15 protein-coding genes and 2 pseudogenes are annotated in these 20,167 nt (G+C 59.6%); 7 read left to right on the top strand and 10 right to left on the bottom strand.

All coding sequences use genetic code 11. The features are described from left to right. Positions 1–109: 109 nt before the first annotated feature. Together ESZ60_RS18990 and ESZ60_RS18985 are read left to right on the top strand one after the other, a co-directional pair. Positions 110–337 (top strand): annotated as a pseudogene (locus tag ESZ60_RS18990) (transposase domain-containing protein); the annotation flags it as partial. A gap of 70 nt (positions 338–407) precedes the next feature. Continuing rightward, positions 408–1,523 (top strand): calcium-binding protein, encoded by a 1,116-nt coding sequence (locus ESZ60_RS18985; RefSeq protein ID WP_134682269.1) that lies wholly within the window; start codon positions 408–410, stop codon positions 1,521–1,523. Between the two features lie 135 nt (positions 1,524–1,658). Here ESZ60_RS18985 and ESZ60_RS18980 read toward each other — a convergent pair whose 3' ends face one another. Continuing rightward, positions 1,659–3,722, bottom strand: coding sequence for a calcium-binding protein (locus ESZ60_RS18980; RefSeq protein ID WP_134682268.1), 2,064 nt, complete (start codon positions 3,720–3,722; stop codon positions 1,659–1,661). A gap of 260 nt (positions 3,723–3,982) precedes the next feature. Between ESZ60_RS18980 and ESZ60_RS18975 the strand changes: the two genes are divergently transcribed. Continuing rightward, positions 3,983–4,777: a sulfotransferase gene (locus ESZ60_RS18975; protein ID WP_134682267.1), complete on the top strand. Its 795-nt coding sequence runs from the start codon at positions 3,983–3,985 to the stop codon at positions 4,775–4,777. Positions 4,778–5,033: 256 nt separating this feature from the next. On the opposite strand, the gene ESZ60_RS18970 is transcribed toward ESZ60_RS18975, so the two are convergent. The 4 genes from ESZ60_RS18970 to ESZ60_RS18955 form a co-directional block, all read right to left on the bottom strand. Next, positions 5,034–6,008 (bottom strand): hypothetical protein, encoded by a 975-nt coding sequence (locus ESZ60_RS18970; protein WP_134682266.1) that lies wholly within the window; start codon positions 6,006–6,008, stop codon positions 5,034–5,036. 194 nt (positions 6,009–6,202) lie between these two features. After that, positions 6,203–7,927: a UvrD-helicase domain-containing protein gene (locus ESZ60_RS18965; protein WP_134682265.1), complete on the bottom strand. Its 1,725-nt coding sequence runs from the start codon at positions 7,925–7,927 to the stop codon at positions 6,203–6,205. Beyond that, positions 7,924–9,663, bottom strand: coding sequence for an ATP-dependent nuclease (locus tag ESZ60_RS18960; protein ID WP_134682264.1), 1,740 nt, complete (start codon positions 9,661–9,663; stop codon positions 7,924–7,926). Before ESZ60_RS18960 ends, ESZ60_RS18965 begins: the two co-directional genes overlap by 4 nt. A gap of 457 nt (positions 9,664–10,120) precedes the next feature. Then, entirely contained in the window at positions 10,121–12,130 is a 2,010-nt protein-coding gene (locus ESZ60_RS18955) for an ATP-dependent helicase (protein ID WP_134682263.1), read from the bottom strand. A gap of 400 nt (positions 12,131–12,530) precedes the next feature. Between ESZ60_RS18955 and ESZ60_RS18950 the strand changes: the two genes are divergently transcribed. Continuing rightward, on the top strand, positions 12,531–13,673 hold the full coding sequence (locus ESZ60_RS18950; protein WP_134682262.1) for an extracellular catalytic domain type 2 short-chain-length polyhydroxyalkanoate depolymerase: 1,143 nt from the start codon (positions 12,531–12,533) through the stop codon (positions 13,671–13,673). A 124-nt stretch (positions 13,674–13,797) separates the two neighbouring features. Here ESZ60_RS18950 and ESZ60_RS18945 read toward each other — a convergent pair whose 3' ends face one another. Then, entirely contained in the window at positions 13,798–14,496 is a 699-nt protein-coding gene (locus tag ESZ60_RS18945) for a thermonuclease family protein (RefSeq protein WP_245155784.1), read from the bottom strand. 201 nt (positions 14,497–14,697) lie between these two features. On the opposite strand from ESZ60_RS18945, the gene ESZ60_RS18940 reads away from it, so the two are divergent. After that, positions 14,698–15,351 carry a hypothetical protein gene (locus ESZ60_RS18940; protein ID WP_134682261.1) on the top strand — a complete coding sequence of 218 codons (654 nt, stop codon included), beginning with the start codon at positions 14,698–14,700 and terminating at the stop codon, positions 15,349–15,351. 629 nt (positions 15,352–15,980) lie between these two features. Further along, complete coding sequence (locus ESZ60_RS18935; RefSeq protein WP_134682260.1) at positions 15,981–16,199, top strand: hypothetical protein; 219 nt, start codon at positions 15,981–15,983, stop codon at positions 16,197–16,199. Between the two features lie 13 nt (positions 16,200–16,212). Here the strand turns inward: ESZ60_RS18935 and ESZ60_RS18930 are convergent, their stop codons facing one another. Beyond that, on the bottom strand, positions 16,213–16,563 hold the full coding sequence (locus ESZ60_RS18930) for a hypothetical protein (protein ID WP_134682259.1): 351 nt from the start codon (positions 16,561–16,563) through the stop codon (positions 16,213–16,215). Positions 16,564–16,913: 350 nt separating this feature from the next. On the opposite strand from ESZ60_RS18930, the gene ESZ60_RS18925 reads away from it, so the two are divergent. Further along, positions 16,914–18,764 carry a zinc ribbon domain-containing protein gene (locus ESZ60_RS18925; protein WP_167620232.1) on the top strand — a complete coding sequence of 617 codons (1,851 nt, stop codon included), beginning with the start codon at positions 16,914–16,916 and terminating at the stop codon, positions 18,762–18,764. On the opposite strand, the gene ESZ60_RS21505 is transcribed toward ESZ60_RS18925, so the two are convergent. From ESZ60_RS21505 to ESZ60_RS18910, 3 genes and pseudogenes are all read right to left on the bottom strand, one after another. Further along, positions 18,673–18,864, bottom strand: coding sequence for a heavy metal-binding domain-containing protein (locus ESZ60_RS21505; RefSeq protein WP_245155783.1), 192 nt, complete (start codon positions 18,862–18,864; stop codon positions 18,673–18,675). The genes ESZ60_RS18925 and ESZ60_RS21505 overlap by 92 nt on opposite strands. 217 nt (positions 18,865–19,081) lie before the next feature. Beyond that, complete coding sequence (locus ESZ60_RS18915; RefSeq protein ID WP_134682257.1) at positions 19,082–19,456, bottom strand: hypothetical protein; 375 nt, start codon at positions 19,454–19,456, stop codon at positions 19,082–19,084. Positions 19,457–19,599: 143 nt separating this feature from the next. Then, positions 19,600–20,061, bottom strand: a pseudogene (locus ESZ60_RS18910) (IS3 family transposase); the annotation flags it as partial. Between the last annotated feature and the right edge of the window lie 106 nt (positions 20,062–20,167).

The following is a 20,167-nucleotide window of genomic DNA, read 5'->3' as shown; positions in this document are numbered from 1 at the left end:
AACTGGCCGGACGCACGTCGGTCGACACGCTCGACCCGAAACTGTCGGCCGAAAAGCGCGTGCCAGCGGTAATGCACCTCAACAAATTGCCCGACATGGGCAGAATGAACGGGTGATGGCCCTTACCAGAAAGAACGCACTTTTTGCCGGCAATGAGATCGGCGCCGAAAACTGGGCGATGCTGGCCTCGCTGATCGCCACCTGCAAGATGTCCGGCGTGAACCCGGTCGACTATATCGCCAACACGCTTCGCTCTATCCTCGACGGCCATCCAAAGTCCCGGATCGAGGACCTCATGCCTTGGCGTTTCAATCAGCCGTCAAGCCTCGCAGCGTAGGGTAACGAGGTCGCGCTTACCATTGAACTATTTCTCTGTTAAAGAGAATATTTTCTCGTGATGAGGGTTAATGATGGTGAGACTTACCAGTCACCCGTCCTACGGGGTTGATTTTCGTGAACTCGATTTCTCTGAGCTATTTTACGGAACAAGTTATTCGAGAACTTCTCCGAAGTTTGCCGTTACCTATGGAAACGGAGTTCAGGATATTTTCACCGGGTCGGGAATTCGCTACACCTCTGCGGGAATACCCTACGGCGGGGTCATGAACGAATATGCGATGATCTACCATGGTGATCAGCTCGCCAAGCTTTCCGGCCTAAGCATTCCGGTAGTACGCATTCTGGAAGCTGCGGATACGTGGAGTAGCGACGATGATGATGAACTCATTCGTTACGCGCTCCGAGCTGCAGATACTTTGTCGGGTGGGAACATTGCCGATTTTCTCGAGGGCCATGGGGGCAATGATCTCCTGCTCGGTAACGGGGGCCGGGATACACTCAATGGCGGCGCAGGCAATGACACGATCAGCGGTGGTGCGGGTAACGACCGCATGGCGGGCAGCACGGGCGACGATCTCTATCGCGTCGACACGACAGGGGACGTGATCCTCGAGGCGGCGAGCCAAGGTACCGACCGGGTCGAGAGCACGGTCAGCTACACCCTCGCCTCGAACGTGGAAAACCTGACCCTGCTCGGCACCTCCGCCCTGAGCGGGAGCGGGAACACCCTCGCCAACATGCTCCTGGGCAATGCGGGCAACAATGCCCTCAATGGCGGCGCAGGCAATGACACGATCAGCGGTGGTGCGGGCAACGACCGCATGGCGGGCAGCACGGATGCCGACTGGATGACGGGCGGGGAAGGTGCTGACCACTTCATTTTTTCCGCGTCTTCAGATTCGACCGCCAAGGTCGCCGGACGAGACTCAATCAGTGATTTCAGTTTGGCTCAACATGATCTATTAGACCTAAGCGCCATCGACGCTAATGTGAATCTTACCGGGAACCAAAGATTCAAGTATATCGGTGAAGCTTTATTCTCAGGCAATTCTGGTGAACTGTCGGCGCGGATCATCACCAACGGCACATTGATTTCTGGCGATATCAATGGGGATGGGTTATCCGACTTCGGCATCTTCCTAGATGATAAGCTTGAAATGGGCTCTGACTGCTTCGTTCTCTGACGTTATTGCAGACGCAAGTCATGCCTGAGGGGCCGAGGGGGCAGGTCAGTCGAGGCGCGGGAGGCCTCTAGATGCTCCAAGCTATTAGCATGTCTGTTTTCCGCGTCGGTCTTGGCTAGAAATTAACTCTCGGGATCAGAGCAGGAAGCTATCGACCTGGAGCGCTATCCGATCATCGAGCAGGACTGCGAAATCCGCGACCCGATCACCGTTGACGTCACCGGAGATCAAGGTGCCGTATGAGCCACTTCGGGCCGAGAGCTCGCCGGCATGGCCGGTAAATGCCGCACTGCCGATATAGCTAAACGCTTGATTGCCAGCGAGGGTGGTGCGCGCATCGATGCTGCGCAGGTCGATCAGATCGTTCTGGGAAGTACTGAAATCGGTGATGGTGTCCCGCCCGGCGCTTGTGACCGTCGATTCCGAGAGCGCAACGAAGACAAAGCTGTCCGCGCCGACATCGCCCATCAGACGGTCAGCGCCCGCGCCCCCGATGATCCGGTCATTGCCGCTGCCGCCGACGAGCACATCATTTCCGCTCCCCCCGTTCAGGACGTTGTTGCCGGCATTGCCGCTGATCGCATTGGCTAGACTATTTCCGCTGCCGTTGACATGGTCAGTGCCGGTCAGCGCCAGCTTCTCGAGATTGCTGCCCAAAGCGAAGGAGATCGAGGACTTCACCGTGTCGGTCCCCGAATTGCTGGCCTCGAAGACGCGGTCGCCGGCATTGTCGACGATATAGGAGTCATTGCCGGCGCCGCCCGACATGCTGTCGGCCCCCGCGCCCCCGTTCAGGACGTTGTTACCGGCATTGCCGCTGATCGCATTGGCCAGACTGTTGCCGCTGCCGTTGACATGGCCGGTGCCGGTCAGCGCCAGCTTCTCGAAATTGCTGCCCAAAGCGAAGGAGACCGAGGACTTCACCGTGTCGGTCCCAGCATTGCTGGCCTCGAAGACGCGGTCGCCGGCATTGTCGACGACATAGGTGTCATTGCCAGCGCCGCCCGACATGCTGTCGGCCCCGCTTGTGCCGTAGAGCACATCAGGACCCGCGCCTCCGGAGACGCGATTGTCATCCGCAATTCGAATCTCAACGACCTGCATACGGCCGCCATCGGGAAAAGACATATTGCCGTTAAGTTCGACGACCAGATAGGCAGTTTCTGTCGCTTCCTGCACGCCGTCGCGCGAAGCCGAGATGGTGAAATGCTGCTGGCGAGTGGTCGGGGCGGTCGATGCCACGCTCAGGTATCCGCTACTTGAAATCGCGCCGATATCTGCCGCATGGGCAGTTCCGCCTGCGGTCGTGGTGTAATAGCTGTAGCTGACCCAATGGTTGGTCATTCCGACAAAATTTAGCGACAGATTGGCCGACTGCCCTTCACGCAGGGTGATAGTCTCTGGCATGGCTGCGACATAAGTCACTGGTGTCGAGGCCGACGTCCCTACCAGCTGGAACGATGTGTCGAACCCCAACTCCCGCAATTGATCATTGGTGTAGACCCGTCGGTTGCCATATTCGTCGGTGATCCAGACCTTCTCGACATCGACCGTACCGGAAGAATTGGCTTGGATCAGTTCGCGTATCTCGCTGCCAGCACCCTCGACCCAATCATCTGCGCTCATGGAAACATTGGAAAACTCATGGATACCTGCGCTGCCGAACCGCCATGCCAGATCTCGGTCGAAAAATATGGCCAAACTGGCCAGACCGTTCTTATCCGTTCCCGACGCCGAGAATGCAGCCATGACGTTCCCGTCCGTCAGATCAACGCGGTCGGGCAGATCAAGTGAGGTCAGTTGCGGCGCGAAGGTATCGGGATCAGTGCTATGGATAGTGATCGAGGTGTCGACCCCCAGCCCCTGCAACATCTCGCCAGAAATCGCAGTGCGATTGCCCAGGTCATCGATGATCTCGACGCGGGTGATGTTCAGCGTACCGCCGATGTTGTGCGGCAGAATTTGGGTTGTATAGCTATGGCTGCCATCCGTCCAACTATCGCCATAGCCATGAATAATTTGGAATGCATAAGCTCCCGACTGGGTGGCCAGCGGGCGATCGTAGTAGACGGTCACCTGACGAATGCTATCGGGGTCACTGACGCTGGCAGAAAAGATGGCCTGAACCTGGCCCGCACGGAGATCAAGCACTGCAGGAGTATCAAGTGCCAGCAGTCGGGAAGGGCCGGTATCGGGCATGGAAAGTCCGGATAAATGGTTAATTTATACTGCACAAATCAGAAAACCTTTCATTTCGGATTAGGGCCCATTGCACCTAGGGAGCAAGCTGTCTTTTCAGGCAATTGATTCATGTGGATTTTTAGGCTCGCTGCAGTCTCGACGGGCCGGAGACGCGTCGAGAAAACACGCTCAGGAAAACTTCTGCTGCAATCGAGTCTTCGTTGCGTTCCGAGCGAAGAAGTGAAATTCTGCTCGCATAGGATTATAGGCGTAGTTAAATGCAACCACAGATTGTTGGATTCGGAGCGCAGAAGGCGGGGACAACATGGCTCTTTTCCAATTTAGCCAACAATGCCGGAATCTGGCGACCGCCCCTTAAGGAAATGCATTACTTCAACCATGTCCAGTCCGGCTCATCCTGGATGTTCAAAGGGCATAGGCTGAAGCTGAAAGCGGCGCGAGAACACGCCATAGCGAAGGGTTTCAACCACCGGGTTTCCCATATCGATCGGCTCACACAACTCCCAATGCTGTCCGAGAAATGGTATCGAGAAGCGTACCGTCCTTGCCCTCCGGACAAGCAGTCCATGGACATCACGCCCGCCTATGCGACGCTGGATGATGCCACGATGCGCTATATGGTTTCGCTCTTGGGAAGCGAGTTCAAAGCCATCTATCTGATCCGGGATCCCGCGGCGCGCGCGATCTCCTCTGTGAAGGGTGCCATCACCACCGGCAAGATCGACGAATGGCTGGAAATGATCTGCGCGCGCGGCACGCGGCTCCGAAGCGACTACCGTTCGACGGTCAATCGTCTCGATGACATTTTGGCTGACCGGGTTCTCTATCTGCCATTCGGTCTGCTCAAGCGTGATCCGGTTACGCTGCTACGCCGGGTTGAAAACCATTGCGGTCTGCCAGAAGGGCAATACAAAGAACCGGAACGGCCAAAGCACGCTTCATCCTTGGTGGCGATCCCCGAGGGCCTGCATGAGGCCGTGAGAATCGTGCTCGCGGAACAATACAAATGGCTGGAGACCCGCTTCGACAGAGAAACCCTCAACCAGATTTGAACCGTTCAAGACGCCACTGGACTTACCCCGCTTCTTTGGACACGCAGTAGCAGGCCACTGAACTAGGGTCCGTGGACATTCGGGATTCCCACCCTGGCTGATCTCTAGAGCATGATACCCTCATGCTGCAGGACCGCATTCCCCGAAGCAGCCGTTCGACTGGCGTCGCAGCGAAATTTGGGAGACTAGGACATCAGTGGCATGGGTGAGAAGCCGCAGTCCGTGAATCAGGTGCGACGAAGCACTCGAAACGATTCTACCCGACAGGCAGGCGATCCGCGCGAACGCGCCAGCTGGGGCCGCTAGCGATCTTGAGCCCGTCTTGCTGGAATCCTTCGGTCTTCAGCTGTTCCGCGAACTCGAGCATAGTTCTCTGCGCACCTGCCCAGTTCGCATCGACAAAGAATGGCGCCAACAACGGGTGGACCCTGATGGTGATATCGAAGAACGGGACTTCGAACTTAAGGCCAGCTTGATCTTGTACCCCAGCCTCGCGCCCAAAGTTATCCCAGAGCGATCTAGAGGGACCATAGTAAAAGCGCCATGCATCGCCGATCTCAGGGATCTCGATCGGCCTCTTCGGGTCGGACGGCGGATCAATCCAGTGGAAATGAAGCGCATCGTTGGCGAAGAACGCAAATGAACCCACATGCAATGTACATCGCTTGCCGTTAACGGATATCAGGCGCATAGCCTGTGCCTTGGCTTTAGCACGATCCGCGGAGGACGGTTTGCTTGCACGTCCCTTCGTCTCAAAAGAAAGCCAGTCGCCGGAGCCGATTTGCTGGCCAAGGAGATCGGGGCGCGATTGGCCGAGAACTGAGGTGGGTATCGTCGATTTGAAGATGTCCAAATGCAGGAGCCAAGGTGTCGAAAGCAAGCGGCTGGAGAATACCTTGCAGAACGTCATCCCGAGAAAATAGCTGATCGCTCCTTTCTCGGTCGGATCGAGGGATTTGTAGGCACTCGTTCTTCGCAGTCGCGTCGCGGTGGGACCGTATTGCTCAAGAGCCATTCGGACAACGGATAGGCGGAACATCGCCTCGTGGAAGGAAGCGGCTCCATGGGCGAAAACATGGTGCACCGACGGGCGACCGATAGTCAGCGCGGCCCAGAGGATTTCGTCCCATGTCACGGTCAGCTCACTGCTGCCGTTCGCGAGTACACCCGGCGGGAACGCCTCATTCGTGTAGGGAAGGCGAAGCAGGTGCGTCCTTGGCCTGATGCTCATCAGGACGGCGCCAATGCCAACAGGTAGGCATCAAGTGCCTTGGCGAACTCGCTCGCTACTGCGCGACGCCGGAGGCACTCTTTGCGGTAGAAAGTGGGGCAGTCCATCAACCGTCTCTCCGTAGTATCAATGAAGTTTGTCCGTCAGCAGACGTATGGTCCGCAACTCCTCCGGGCTGATTTTCCACCCCAAGGCTACGTCCCACCAGCCTTCGCAAAACCGAGTGCATCAAGCTTGGGCGCGAACTCTTTTAGGTAGTTGGCAGGGACACCCAAGACAAACAGATCGCGCGCTCTGGTGAGCGCGACATAGCCGATCTTGCCGACCTCTGTCGCTGTGCCTCCCAGCAGTTCATCGAGATGCGAACGGTTGCAGATATACAGAACGCCCCTGATGCTCTCCCCTTTCACCTTGTGAACGGTGGAGACGCGGAACCTTGGCACATTCTCGATCCCCAAATCTGCGGGTCGCATAAGCGGCTGGTTGAGGATATTCCGCTTCGCCAGCTTTGCTTTCCAGGTGTCGCCAGCCTTCAAACCATGCTCCGCCGAAAGCGCGGCAAGCAAGATTTCAGCCCGCGCCAGAAGTGCGGGCTGCCAAGCAGTGTCCGCCACAAGAGACGCAGAAGGCAACCCGTTGGCCGGGTCCTTTACGAACGTCCACAACACCCTCCGCAGCGCCTGAGAACTTCGCTCATCTGTGCCGTGGCGTGCAACTTCAGAGAGCAAAGCCCCATGACCGTCATCCAGCAAGCCGACGACGCCAGCGCAGCAATGCTTGAATGCCTCATCGAAACGCCCGAACTTGTCTCGCTGGATCGCAGCGTCCACGAAATGTCGCAAGACGCCCCGTCCTTGTTCTTCTTCGCCGCCTGCCCAATCGTCAGCCCATTCCGCTGACCGGCAGAGCACGACCGCATCGTTGACCGCTATGCGCGCCTGACCTAGCAGCGCGGCGAATGAGTTAAGAGCATTGTCTTTTTCGTCTTTCTTGTAAGCGAAATAATACGCGCCCGACAACGTGGCGGGCGCAGTGCGCGCAGCCATATCGTTGCGCCCTGATAGTTGGTTTGCGATCGTGACGATGCTTGGGACTGATCGATAGTTGGTCGAGAGCATCCGACCGTCGACATCATCACGCTTCGCATACTGGTCAAGAAACTCCCCAGTCGCGCCAGAGAACTCGTAGATGCCTTGGTTGACATCCCCGATAAGCGAGACCTGCACACCGGCGCCCCGCAAAGCCAAAAGGATAAACTGGTGGAACGTGCCGATGTCTTGGGCCTCATCGACAAGAATGTGCGGAAAACGGCGCGCCAGCGCGCGGAGAATTAGCGGTTGGGTCCTGAGAACTCTCAGCGCCCAGAAGCTTCCGAGAGCGTGCGAGTAGGCGCCGACCTTCGCCAGCTTCCTGATCGCATCGGCGGCTGCCTTTTGGTCAATGACGGTCCTCGCCCGTCCTACTTCAAACTGAAGCCCCACTCCCTTCACCAATTCCAGTCGAAGCGCAGTTGTGGGGTGCGGCCTATTTCCGTCCCAGACCGTGAAGTTCGCGAGAAAAGGCTCACTGCCATGCACAAGGAACGGCGTCCTGGCGCATCCCATTACAAGATGACCGTGGGGGCGGACAATAGTTGAGGTGATGAATGCGTCGACCGTGGCTATCTCGACGCCACCTATACGGCCGCTGCCGGGCTCTGCCTGCAGCAACGCATTGTAGTCCCTGTTGAACGTATCGACGGCCACGTTGGAAAAGGACAAAAGCGCGATGTGGCCGTGCCTATCGTCAAGGCGCTCGCGTATCGCAGCGAGCCTCTGAACCGCCGTCGCAGTCTTGCCGCTCCCCGCACAGGCACTGACCGCCATGGGTTTGAGCGGCGCCTCGACGACCTCCCGCTGCTGCGGCGAAAGTTCTATCATGCCTTGCACGCATGCATTACGGCATCTCTAATGTAGTTCGGAATTTCAATTTCTAGGTTGTTATCTTCAATCTGCGCCGCGAGAGCCTGAGCGAATGCGCCCTTTTGAACATTTGTCTTACCCTTTGGCCGCTCGAACATACCCGTGAACAGCGCTTCCGCCTTCTCCTGATCGTCCGCCTTTGATGCGACCTCAGTTTCAAGATCGGCGCCGATTTGAGGATGTAGCTCCTTGAGAGCTGCCAGCATAGCCATTCTGTTGTTTTCGTGAAAAGCGTAGTCGTACTCAAAGGTCTTTTGGCCGTGGTAGACTTTGACGAATGTGTCTTCCCGCTTCTTCATAGACACCGTGTTGCTTGAGATCGTGATGTTTTCGGTTGCGGATGGATAGTGAGGCTGACTTCTGCCTTCGGCATCGACAATAAATGGATCTGCGTCCGTGATGACGGCTACTGGTATCTTGATTGCCGTTTCCCCGAACAATGGCATAAAGGAGTCGAAGTTCAATCCTTCGACGCTGATCAGGCTGACACCGTGGTCGCGAAGATCATAGCTCATTCTCTTCGCCAGCAAGCCGATCATCATCAGCTCGGCGGCACCTTCGACGAAGATGACGCGGCGTGCGAAGAAGAGCTCAGCGCGGGTTACATCAAGGTATCGCTTTAACTTCTCCTTCTTGCCCTTTTCAAAACTAACCGACCTGGGATGGAATACCTCGACACCTGTTTCCGTCTCAATCAGGCATTCGACAGCGTTCAAATCTGCAATGCTCGCAAAATTCGGCGAGTGACTTGTGACGAAGACCTGGACCGGCCGTTCGCCCGCCGCAACTTTGATGTCGGACAGGTAGCGCAAAAGCACGGCCTGTAGTTGCGGATGCAGATGTGCTTCAGGCTCTTCGACAATCAGGCTGCGATAAGCCGAATCTGCGTTCTTCGCGAGTTCGCCTAAAACTACGGCCATGAAGATCAGGTTGTTATAGCCAAGGCCGTTACGTTCAATCTCGAAGCTGTCGACAAGTAGCGATAGGCGCGAAGCGAGCTTCGTGAAATCAGAACCGCTAAGCTCTACTGCCAGCATCTGAGCCAGTTGATCGCCCAGCATGCTCTTGTGGCGCCCGGTGATGGCTTCTTGCGTCTCAATAATCGCTTTGAGCGCCTTAATATCCTTGTCGAGATCTGCAAGCTTCTTGGCGATCTCCTCTTTTCCCGCGTCATCTGATAGAAGATGTAGCAAACGGGATAACTGGCTTGTACGGCTCGGGCGAAGTCCAAGCTCTGCATCGCGCAGTGGCTGCAGATAAACGCTGCGCAGATTGTCCAGCATGGTTGACGTCATCGAAATGTCGTGATGGTTTCCACAGACTTTTCTCGACCTCAGCCGCCCGGATTTATCCGCATCGCCATAAGTCACTCTGAGAAGGACCTCCGCATTTCCCGCGCCATCAGCCCTTAGCCCATGCAGGAAGTCGGCTTCATCGTCGAGCGACAGGTCCTTGAAGATGTAGTCGAATATTATATCACCTGTTGCCGTACCTCCATTGGGAAGGTGGACGTCGTCGATGCTGAAGCGCGGGTATGGATCATCTGTTCCGGCAAGTAGCGCTCTTAAAGCGTCAACGACGGCCGTCTTTCCGATATTGTTCGGGCCGACGATGATGTTGAGGCCAGGTACGAAGTCTATCGTTGCAGATTTTATGCGGCGAAAATTGCTAATCGTAAGTGATGCCAGATACATGATGTCCCTTATGCGGCCGCGACGTTTACAGCTGCTGTTGACTCAACTTGACCTAAGGGTACGTGTTTGCAAGGACTTTTCGGCGACCGGATGGCAAGACCAACTCGACAACTCGCGACCTTCGTTGAGGTCATTGCAGGCTGAAGCACCTGCGTCGGTCGACACTCCATTTCTCACGCCTGGTGCATAACTCTTTTCGCTGCGGTCGGTACAAATGGCTGCTTTTTCAAGTTCACTGTAGGTGCCGTTCGCGCTGCTGTCAGACAGCTTTCCACCCGATCTGGGATGCGAGCCCCGTATCCCTCTGCACGCCGTCTGAGCGGCTGCTTTCGCAATCTTGCTGCGTATGCGTTGCCGCAGTGCAGCGGGCCGCTTACCGCCCTTCGCGTCGATCGCCTCAAGGTTGACTTGATACCTGTGCGAAACAAATCTGATCGAAAAGCCAATCGCCCGGTCTTCAGCCCCACATATCCCGCATGCGCGCCGCGACATCGATACGACCCGGGGCAGGCGCGGCGGCCTCGGTCGTCATCGGCGGCGACCATCGCGTGACGTCGAAATGTCCCAGCATGTCGCTGGTGATGAAGCGGGTGCGGGCGGCGAAGAGATGCCGGTCGCCGCGCTTCGTCTGCTGAGTGACGTAAAAGCGCAGCGGCACGCCCAGGGTCAGCTGGTCCCTCGCCCGGGTCATCGCGACGTAAAGCAGGCGGCGCTCTTCCTCGAGATCGGCGGTCTGCCCGGTGCCGAGATCGGACGGGATGCAGCCATCGACCACGTTCAGCACGAAGACGGCCTTCCATTCCTGTCCCTTTGCGGAGTGGATGGTGGAAAGGATCAGGTAATCCTCGTCCTTCAGCGGCACGCCGGCCTCGGCGCTGGTCGCTTCAGGCGGATCCAGCGTGACATCGGTCAGGAATTTCTCGCGTGTCGGGTAGCCGGCACCGATCTGCTCCAGTTGCAAAAGATCGGCGCGCCGGAACTCGGCATCCTCGTGGATGCGCTCGAGATGCGGATCGTACCAAAGCCGGGCGCGGCCCATCGCCTCGGGCCAGGGGCCGGGTTGTAGCACGGCCACCAATTCTTCCCAGCCGGTGACTTTCGACGGCACCGGCATGTGCGCCAGTTCGGCAAGCGGGTCGACTGCGGCGGCGATGCGCTCCAGCACCTTGGCGGCAGTGCCCGGTCCGACGCCGGGCAGCAATTGCAGCACCCGGAACCCGGCCACGCGATCGCGCGGGTTCTGGGCAAGGCGCAGCACCGCCAGCAGGTCCTTGACATGGGCGGCTTCGAGGAACTTCAGCCCGCCGAACTTCACGAAAGGAATGTTGCGCCGGGTGAGCTCGATCTCGAGGGGACCGGCATGGCTTGAGGTGCGGAACAGGACCGCCTGCTGCTTCAGGGTCATGCCGGATTCGCGATTGGCGAGAACCTGGTCGGCGAAGAAGCGCGCCTGATCGGCCTCGCTCGGCAGGTTCACGAGGCGCGGCTTCTCGGCCGAGGTACGATCCGACCAGAGATCCTTGGTGAAACGCTCCGATGCACGCGCGATCACCACATTGGCCGCGGCAAGGATCGACTGGGTCGAGCGGTAATTGCGCGCGAGCGTGACGACGCGCGCCGGCGGGGCGAAGGCGGTCGGAAAATCGAGGATATTGCGCACGGTCGCGGCGCGGAAGGCATAGATCGACTGGGCGTCGTCCCCGACCACGGTCAGGCCGCGCCCCTCGGGCTTCAGGGCCAGCAGGATGCGCGCCTGCAGCCGGTTGGTGTCCTGGTATTCGTCGATCAGCACGTGATCCCAGAGCGCGCCGAGATGGGCGGCGAAACCGGGATCCTGCATCACCTGCGCCCAGGCCAGCAGCAGATCGTCATAATCCAGCACGTTCTGCGCCTGCTTGGCCGTGACATAGGCGCCGAAAAGGCGCTTCAGCTCGGCCTCCCACATCGCGCACCAGGGAAAGTGATCGGGCAGCACCTCGCCCAGCGGCGCGCCGGAATTCACCACACGGGAATAGATCGCGAGGCAGGTGCCCTTGGCCGGAAATCGGCTCTGCGCTTTGGAAAAGCCCAGTTCGTGGCGGCAGAGGTTCATCAGGTCGGCGGAATCCTCGCGATCATGGATGGTGAACTCGGGGTTGAGCCCGATCTGCGGCGCGAGATCGCGCAGGATGCGGGCGCCGATGCCATGGAAGGTCCCGGCCCAGGTCAGCGCCTCGGCGGCATAGCCCGTGCCCATGACGCTTTCTGTGATCCGCGAGACCCGGCGGGTCAGCTCTGAGGCGGCACGGCGCGAGAAGGTCATCAAGAGGATCCGCCGCGGATCGGCACCATTCTTCAGGAGATGCGCCACGCGATGGGCGAGGGTGTTGGTCTTGCCCGACCCCGCCCCGGCGATGATCAGCAAGGGATCCGTGCCGTGCTCGACGGCGGCGCGTTGCGCGGCATTGAGGTTCTGCAGATAGCCCATGTCGCCCCTCGGTTCTTGCAGATCAATTAGCGCAATCGGAACGGAAAGGGAACGAGTTTGCGGACACGCGAGCGGCGATCGGAACGGCGCCCAGTTGGCCGAACTCGCTTTCGCGACGATCTCACCTGCCGTCGGCGGCGCCCGGGACTGGCGGGACTGCCAAGTGAATGCCCGGGATGGCATGCCTGGGGCAGATGCCGCGATTTTCCGCAAGGTTGATGCAGGCGGATGACCGAATCCGCGGCAGGACGGGGGCTGCGCGTGCTCATGCTCGTGTAGGACGGCGCAAGACGGGCATTCCTGTGCCAGTCTGGAGGAAAGGTGCCTGCGCGCACCGATACGGTCGGCCATCCTGTTCTCGCCCTCGCTGTTTCGATCCGGTCATTCCAGAGGAGGTCCCATGCGTTTCTCCGGCTTTTTTGCGGTCTTCCTTCTCGGCAGCGCCAACCTCCTCGCACCCGCCTTCGCCGAGGACAGTCTTCCCGCCCTCACGCTCGAGCCGCAGGTCACGGTCTCGGGGCTCTCCTCGGGTGCATTCATGACCGTGCAACTCCAGACCGCCTTCTCGGCGCGCATATCCGGCGTCGGCGTGGTCTCGGGCGGGCCCTTCGACTGCGCGGGCGGCTATGTCTACAACCCGTTCTTCGACCCCAAGGACATGCGCATCGGCCAGGCGGTCGCGATCTGCCTCAATCCGACCGAGACCTTGCCCTACCTGCCTTTGCTTCCCTTCGTGACCGATTACATCGAGAACCAGACCTTGGCCCGGATCCGGATCCTCGAAAGCCGGGGCAGCATCGATCCCGCGGCGGAGATCAAGGATGACAGGATCTACATGTTCCTCGGCTCCAAGGACACGATCGTGCGGCGCGAAACCATGGCCATGCTGCGCGACACCTATAAGGAACTCGGCGTGCCCGACGACCAGGTCGAATTCGTGCAGGACGTGCCGGCGGGGCATTCCTTCGTCACCGATCTGGGCGACGTGCCCTGTGCCGAGACAGAGCCGGATTACCTCAATCTCTGCGATGCGGATGGGAAGGAAGGCGGCCCCGCGCTCGATCAGGCGCAGCAGATCCTCGGCCATCTCTACGGCCCGCTCAAGTCCGAGGTCGCGCCGGTCGAGGCCAACCTCATCACCTTCGACCAGAGCGCCTATACCGAGGGCGCCATGGGTATGGATCCCGCGGCCTTTGTCTATATCTCCACCGCCTGCAAGGATTCCGCCACGACCTGCCGGCTGCATATCGCCCTGCATGGCTGCTCCCAGGGCAGATCCTCGGAGCTTCCGGACGGCAGCCTGATGGGCGAGCGCTACGCCACCCTGACCGGCTACAACGGCTGGGCCGAGGCCAACCGGATCGTGGTGTTCTACCCGCAGGCGATGGCGGTGCCGGCGCCCGCCTTTCAGCCCGCGCGCAACAATCCGAAAGGGTGCTGGGACTGGTGGGGCTATGGCGGCGAGGATTATCTCACCAGGTCCGCCCCGCAAATGGCCGCCATCGCCCGCATGGCGGCAGCACTCGGCGCGCCGTTAAAGTGAGCGGGCAAGGACGACCACCTTGCGTAGCCCTAGCGGCGGTCGGGACAGCGCGAAGGCAGGCACAGGCTCAGCGATCGAGAACGGTTTTCTCTTACGGGCTGCGGGATGGGTAATGGCCCCATTTTCAGCGGGCCGCGCGCCAGCCTGCCGCGACGGCCTCGCGCTCATCGCAGAACCAGCGTTCGCCTTTCGACGCGTCGATGCGGGTCTTGGCATAGGCGGGCGACCAGGGCATGTGGTAGATCCGCTCGCCCTTGGCCGAGATATTGCCCTTGATCGGGCAGTCTTTTGCCGGAGCGGTGTCGACGGCCTCGGCCCAACCGCCCGCGCGATAGTCCGAGGCAGGCTGGGTGTCGGCCTGCCAGATGCCGAGGCGCTGCGAGCGTGCCAGGCTTTCGGCCTCGAGGTAATCGCGTGAATAGCGGATGAAGGCCCATGCGAGGCCCCGTGTCACCATCTCGCGCCCCAGATCGCGACCACCCGCGAAACAGCGCGCGACGATGCGGCCATAGCGGTCCTCCTCGATCGGCGCGCATGTGACCGTGCGCGCCTTGATCAGCCCGGCCAGGAAGTCCGTCGCCGCGCGCCCGCAGGCCCAGGTTTGCCCCGTGGTTCCGGCGCAGGATTGGCCCTTTTCCGGGGCGTCGATGCCATGGACACGAATGGTGGCGGATCCGAGCTTGAAGGTGTCGCCATCGACGATCCGTGCCTTGCCGGAAATGCGCGCGCCGTTTTCGCCTGAGAAGGCGACGGGCTGGATGGCCTGATCGGCGAGGGCGGTGCTGCCGCAGAGCAGGCAGGCGAGGCATGAGATGCGAAACACGGAAAACTCGTGAACAGGAACACTCCCCCAAATTAGAGCAGCGCGCCTGCACCGGCGAGCGAAAAACGCCCGCCGAGCATCGCGATATCGCTAAAGTTTTCAGGCTGCTCGCGCGGTTACGCGCGGCTCGATCAATCTTCGCTCCGGCAGCGGCTGATCCGCTTACGCTCTCGGTGCGGTCTTTTCCCCGCTCGCGCCGCATTGGCGAATTTCAGCGGCGCTTATTCGAAGAAGCGGGGGTTGTGGTTCTCCAGCAGGCGTTTGTTGAGCAGGCGTTGCAATACGCTCCTGATCCGCCTGCGGTTGGTGTTCCTGCTGACTGGCCTCGTCTGCCAACGTCGCGTTGGCGCGAGGCTCAAAGAGCAATCCTTAAAGCTGCGAGGTCTCGCCGTGACGATCAGTCACCAGAGGATTATTGATTTTTGCGCTGATACGATCGTTCAGGAACTGCTTGGCGATCGGGTCATATCCAGCCTGTGCTATCCTCGCGGCTGGTTCGGTCGCTCTGGTCTTCCGGATCTCGGCGGCTATGTGGTGGATCTGGCCGATTATCGGCCTGTCTTGGTGGCCTACGGCTACTTTGAAGCGGGGGAATGCGCCCGCTTCTTTTCCCGGCAGCAGCTCGTCACGGGCGTTTGTGGTTATGGCGCTGTGCGCGGTCTCGGCGCGCTGGTTGAATGGCGCTTTGAGTGGCCCGGCGCGCCCGCGCGCTACTTGCCGTCCTACCTAAGCGAGATGCGTTGCCGGTTTCCGCCTGTCAGGTATCTGGCGGCGGAAGATGAGCAAGTTCCTTGCGTCTTTTTGTGGCGTTCCAGCGGTCCGCGACCGTTGGAAATGCCTGCCGATTTTCTGTGAAAATGGCATCTCACCCCGCCCCGCGGTGCCGCGTGGCTCTGCTGTCGCGGCTCTTGCGGCGGCGGGGTATCTTAGCTTGGCCTCTCGGCCGAGCGCAGCGGCTTGCCGCGTTCGAGCAGCCTAGCCGGCTCCGCTATGGCTGCGTCGGAAACTGGGGGAAATCTACTTTACCTCCCGATCTTCTCCGGGGGACCCGGTTTCCGTCCTGGTGGTGTTGCTGGCCCCTGTCCTCACACCCCCCACATCCCTCCCCTGGTTTTTTTCACTTCCCCGTCAGGGTAACTGGCTTTGCCGTGTCCTGCCGCGCTGCGGCTATTTCCTTCCCCTATTTCCTCCGGCCTCTGCCGGTCTTTTTGTCTGGCGCCTCTCGTGGCGATCAGACCAGGGCAACGCGCAGCGCAGCGAGCATTGCCCTAGTCGGGTCGCTCTCGGTGCCTTTTTGCATGATGAGGCAGCGCGTCTTGTTTGCGCGCTTGCCTCTGGTCTCTTGTGCTGGTTTAGCTGTGTGGGCGGCCGCCCTTCGCTGACTTCGTCCGTATGCCGACGGGCTAGTAGCTGGCTTGACGAATCCGCCGAATTTGGCGGGGAGTCAAGACCGCGAAAGCCGTCAACCCTGAAAGGCTTTCGCAATGTCTCGTTATCTTGGTTATGAGCGCGTTCGCATGATCCTTGGCTTGTCCAAGTCTGAAATGGCGCGCCTCGTTCGCAATAAGGCTCTTGATCTGCGGTGTTCTCACGAGGCCGCGTTTCTTGTGATCCGCATGGCTGCGCTGTCTGGCGCTGCTGTTGGTTCCCGTCAGGCTGGTTTTGATTTCGACGCGGCCCGTGATGAAGAGGGCCGCGACTGATGCCGCGTTATCGTTATGCGATTTTTGAATCTATGCGCGAGGCGCTGCGGGCTGGTTTGAATCCTGCGGCGTTTCGGATGCTCCGCGCATGTCGTTTGATGCCAACGAACATGGCGTGATTTCGTGCCGGTCGTTGGCTTACTATGCCAAGGCGATAGGCGTGAGCCGTCAGCGCGGTTGGGTTTTGTTTCAAATCCTCGTCGCTGCTGGCTTGGCCTATCGCGTTGGCCGGGTGTTTTATCTTCGTGTTCAGGATTTCGCGGAACATTCCCGCGAGAAGGCAAACGCGCTTTTGCGCGCATTCGACGGCAAGTGCCGCGCGCGCGATGGAAGCCGCACCTCCCGCTCTGAAGCCGGTCGCCATGATCATCGCCTATGCGATGCTCGGCGACCAGGCTGAGTTGCCGAACAGGCTTGAGAGCGACGGGAGCCTTTCCGGGCGTCTGGAAAGATTCAGGAATGATGTCGATCCGGTGCACCGAGCCTAACCAAGCTTGTCGATTTCGACAAATGGATCAAAATGCAATACCATCCCATCCTAAGGGCAGCAGCACAACATTGCGACCCATGCCGATGGATGGTCTCGACCCGATTCTCGCATCCCGGCGTCCGCCCTCTGCCAGCGGCGCGATGTCGCCGGCGCGAGAGGCAGATTTCACGGGTCAGTTTCTCACGGCTACGTTCAAGCTCTGTCCAACGCACCGGAAGGCTGCAATGTTGGAACGCGCCCGAGCCGCGACGGAGGCGGCATGGTGGGCTGCGCTGCCCCATCTGCGGGGGCATGCAGATGCCATCATCGCTCGCATCCGGGCCGAGATCCCGGACAAGGCCAAACGCAAGAAGGCGCCTTGGGACAAGTACCTCAAGGAAGCTTTCCCGCGCCGGGATCTCGATAGGTTCGTCACTCCCGATGTGAGAGCGAGGAACTCGGCCAGAGAGCAGGCTAAAAATGCCCGTCAGGGACTACCGAATGTCCTGCTCGACGGCGTCTACCGCGATCTGATTGCTGTCGCATCTTCCTATATCGGCCTGGTTTTGGGCGATCATCCCGCCGAATGGCCGACTCCCCAACCCGTCGGTGAGGACGCCTATCATGCCGGCCTCGCATTGCTGGCTGCATCCACCGACAAAGCGGATGAGGACCGGGGGCGCGACATGATGGCCCGGTTGGCGCGCGGGGCGTCCCCTCGTCCATTCACCATATCGCGGGCAAGGGAGTGCCGGATCGTTTGCGACGCGGTCACCGGCAGAATGGCGGCGGAACTCCTGATCACCCAGCCGAGCTGGAGCGAGACTCCAGCCACCATCAATGCAGGCCGGGATGCCTGCACCGGTGAAGACGTAATCGCGGCGACATCGCGCCGCGCGGTGATGGTGCCCTTGGAAATGTCTGATTGGCATAGGAATACGTTCCTGCATGGCAAGGCCAAGTTGCGCTCTTGCCTGATCTCCCGTGAGGGGGAGGCATGGTTCATGCGGGCGCAATTCCAGATGCCCAAGCTCGAGCCCAACCTGACCGGGGCGGTGCTCGGCATCGACCGGGGACTTCGACGCGGTCTGGTTGCCTCGGTGGTTCGCGGTGATGGCTCGGTGATGAAACTGGTCGAGATCCTCGGTCGCGAAATGGTCGAGACGATCCACGCTGCGGAGAAGCGCAACCGTGTGAGCCAACGCTGGCGTGCCCGTCCTGCAAAGGGTTATCGCAAGACAATAGACCAGGAGCTGCAGCGTGCAACCAACCGCATTGTGGCCTGGGCGAAGGAATATGGGGCGCAGGTCGCACTCGAGGACCTGAGCGGGTTCAAGTCTGCGATTACGGCCAAACGGCCAAAGGGGACTCGGCGAAACGCGTGGCAGAAGAGCTTGAAGAAGATGCAGATGCATGAGGTCGAGCGCATGCTGGCCTACAAGCTTGCCGTGGCGGGGCTTCCTGCCCCGATTACCGTCAACGCAGGCGGCACATCGATGACCTGCCCGGCGTGTGGACATTGCGCCAAGGTGAACCGTCCGGCACCCGGAGCCCCCTTCGCTTGCGTGGCGTGCGGGTTCGAGGCGGATAGCGATGATGTCGGAGCGGTGAACATCGCGCGGCGGGGTGCAGTTTTAAAAAGATCCAGAGGCCTGAAAATGGCCGATCTGGAAAAAGACATGGTCGCAGACCTTCGCGGGCGCGACGATGGCGGGCTTGGGCCGTTGCGGGCAGGTGCCGGCAGCGGAGTTGTTGCGGTCCGCGTATCTGGTGGAGTGGCGAATGATGACCCGTCGGGGTCGCGTATCCGACCCTCCCCTGGTGCAGAAGATCATCCACATCCCGGAAAAACCGGCTCTCGGTCGGTATTAGCATCGCGTCCGGGGGCATTTTCACAAGGGCCAGAAAGCCATGTTGGCGCTCAGTACCAAGGGCTTGTCGATAGGTCAGTCGAGGCGGTCCCGGAAATGCGGGCTGACGGCAACAGGGTCGTCGCGGCGCGGTTCAATTCCGCCAAGTCGAGGCGGTCCCGGAAATGCGGGCTGACGGCAACGAGGAAGCCCCGATCCGGTGAGCTTCCCGGCGCAGTTCGTTGAGTGGGGTCTGGCGGGATTGTCGCCTGGTCTTTTGCACAGTTTCCGAACGACCGCCGAATACGTCACGGGCGGCGGCAAACAGATCTTTGAAAGTGTTCATGCCGAAAGCGCATCGTGTTGTGATTCCAGTCGCCTGACGATCCGCAGATCTGCGGCGCTTTCGGTTGTCAGCAGCAGCAGTAGCCCGCGCCCCGAGAGAGGTTTGCTCGAGATTCCAACTGCAGGGACATTGTGGCTGCTATCGGCGCGCTAACGGGTGTTATGACACGTCGGCAGGTGTGGGGCGCGGTGTCGCGTTGGCGTTGTGCTGCTGAAGGTTACTTCAGAGGGAGATTTTTTAGAAATTGTTCCCCCCACATAATGTCGTCGGTCGTATCAGATATGCGGGTGGCTAGCCTAGTTTCGCTCAAGTGCCCTGCGTCGTCCAAGAGATAGACTAACGAGGTCTGAGCTCTTGCCGCGACATGGCGTTTAGCTTGCTCCACCATTTCCGGCAGCCATGCGAGAAGCTCGGATAAGGTCACCGTCACCATCACATTCAATCCTTCTTCGGGGCCACCCACCGGAGCGGTAAGGCCGAGAGAACCCTGAGGATCAACCTGAACGCGCATTGAACGGTGGGTGACTAACTTATCTGGATTTGCGCGGTGCGTTACTTTGATCCTGGCCCCCAGCTTAGTTTTGGTAGTCATCTTGCGTCCCCCATTTTTATTCTTCACCACCCGGGAACTTTGATGATCCCTGCTTGCCAACGTGGCAATCCCCGACGCACCCGGATCAGAGCCCCACCCACCGACTGACCTTGCCCCATGATCCCGGACTGGTCCGATCTTCACTATGCGGCCATTGCGATGGTCATGTCGATCCTTGCTTGTTCGGGCGTGCGATAGCCGATGCTCGAGTGCCTGCGACGGCGATTGTAGAAGATGGCGATGTATTCGAAGAGCGCGGCCCTGGCCTCGCGGCGTGATCTGAAACGTGTGCGGTGAACCAGTTCGTTCTTCGGCGCGCCGAAGAAGCTTTCCATCGGTGCGTTATCAAGACAGTTGCCCTTGCCACTCATCGAGGCTTGGGCCTTCCAGGCGTCCAGCAGCCGTCGGTAATCGCCGCTGGCATATTGCACGCCGCGATCGGAATGGCAGATCAGACCAGGAGCGGGTCGGCGGTTCTGCAACGCCATGCGCAGTGCGTCGACGGCGAGGCTGCTCTTGAGTTGATCCGACATCGACCAGCCGACGATCTTCATCGTGGCCATGTCTTTGACTGCCGCGAGGTAAAGCGGTAATCCTCCCCATGGTTAAGGGGCTGCATAAGTAGAATTTTCTCGTAGCGTGAGCTGAGGAGATTCGAATGAGAAAGAGCCGTTTCACGGAACCGCAGATCATGGCTGTGCTTCGTCAGGC

It is taken from the genome of Paracoccus ravus, assembly GCF_004522175.1.
Lineage (GTDB): Bacteria > Pseudomonadota > Alphaproteobacteria > Rhodobacterales > Rhodobacteraceae > Paracoccus > Paracoccus ravus.
The sequence above is the reverse complement of the archived record's forward strand: the minus strand, read 5'-3'. Positions and strand labels throughout refer to the sequence as shown.

Excerpts from the sequence above, each read along its gene's own strand:
- ESZ60_RS18985 (WP_134682269.1), top strand. The coding sequence starts at position 408 with ATGATGGTGAGACTTACCAGTCACCCGTCCTACGGGGTTGATTTTCGT.
- ESZ60_RS18980 (WP_134682268.1), bottom strand. The coding sequence starts at position 3,722 with ATGCCCGATACCGGCCCTTCCCGACTGCTGGCACTTGATACTCCTGCA.
- ESZ60_RS18975 (WP_134682267.1), top strand. The coding sequence starts at position 3,983 with ATGCAACCACAGATTGTTGGATTCGGAGCGCAGAAGGCGGGGACAACA.
- ESZ60_RS18970 (WP_134682266.1), bottom strand. The coding sequence starts at position 6,008 with ATGAGCATCAGGCCAAGGACGCACCTGCTTCGCCTTCCCTACACGAAT.
- ESZ60_RS18965 (WP_134682265.1), bottom strand. The coding sequence starts at position 7,927 with ATGATAGAACTTTCGCCGCAGCAGCGGGAGGTCGTCGAGGCGCCGCTC.
- ESZ60_RS18960 (WP_134682264.1), bottom strand. The coding sequence starts at position 9,663 with ATGTATCTGGCATCACTTACGATTAGCAATTTTCGCCGCATAAAATCT.
- ESZ60_RS18955 (WP_134682263.1), bottom strand. The coding sequence starts at position 12,130 with ATGGGCTATCTGCAGAACCTCAATGCCGCGCAACGCGCCGCCGTCGAG.
- ESZ60_RS18950 (WP_134682262.1), top strand. The coding sequence starts at position 12,531 with ATGCGTTTCTCCGGCTTTTTTGCGGTCTTCCTTCTCGGCAGCGCCAAC.
- ESZ60_RS18935 (WP_134682260.1), top strand. The coding sequence starts at position 15,981 with ATGTCTCGTTATCTTGGTTATGAGCGCGTTCGCATGATCCTTGGCTTG.
- ESZ60_RS18930 (WP_134682259.1), bottom strand. The coding sequence starts at position 16,563 with ATGGCGACCGGCTTCAGAGCGGGAGGTGCGGCTTCCATCGCGCGCGCG.
- ESZ60_RS18925 (WP_167620232.1), top strand. The coding sequence starts at position 16,914 with ATGTTGGAACGCGCCCGAGCCGCGACGGAGGCGGCATGGTGGGCTGCG.
- ESZ60_RS21505 (WP_245155783.1), bottom strand. The coding sequence starts at position 18,864 with ATGAACACTTTCAAAGATCTGTTTGCCGCCGCCCGTGACGTATTCGGC.
- ESZ60_RS18915 (WP_134682257.1), bottom strand. The coding sequence starts at position 19,456 with ATGACTACCAAAACTAAGCTGGGGGCCAGGATCAAAGTAACGCACCGC.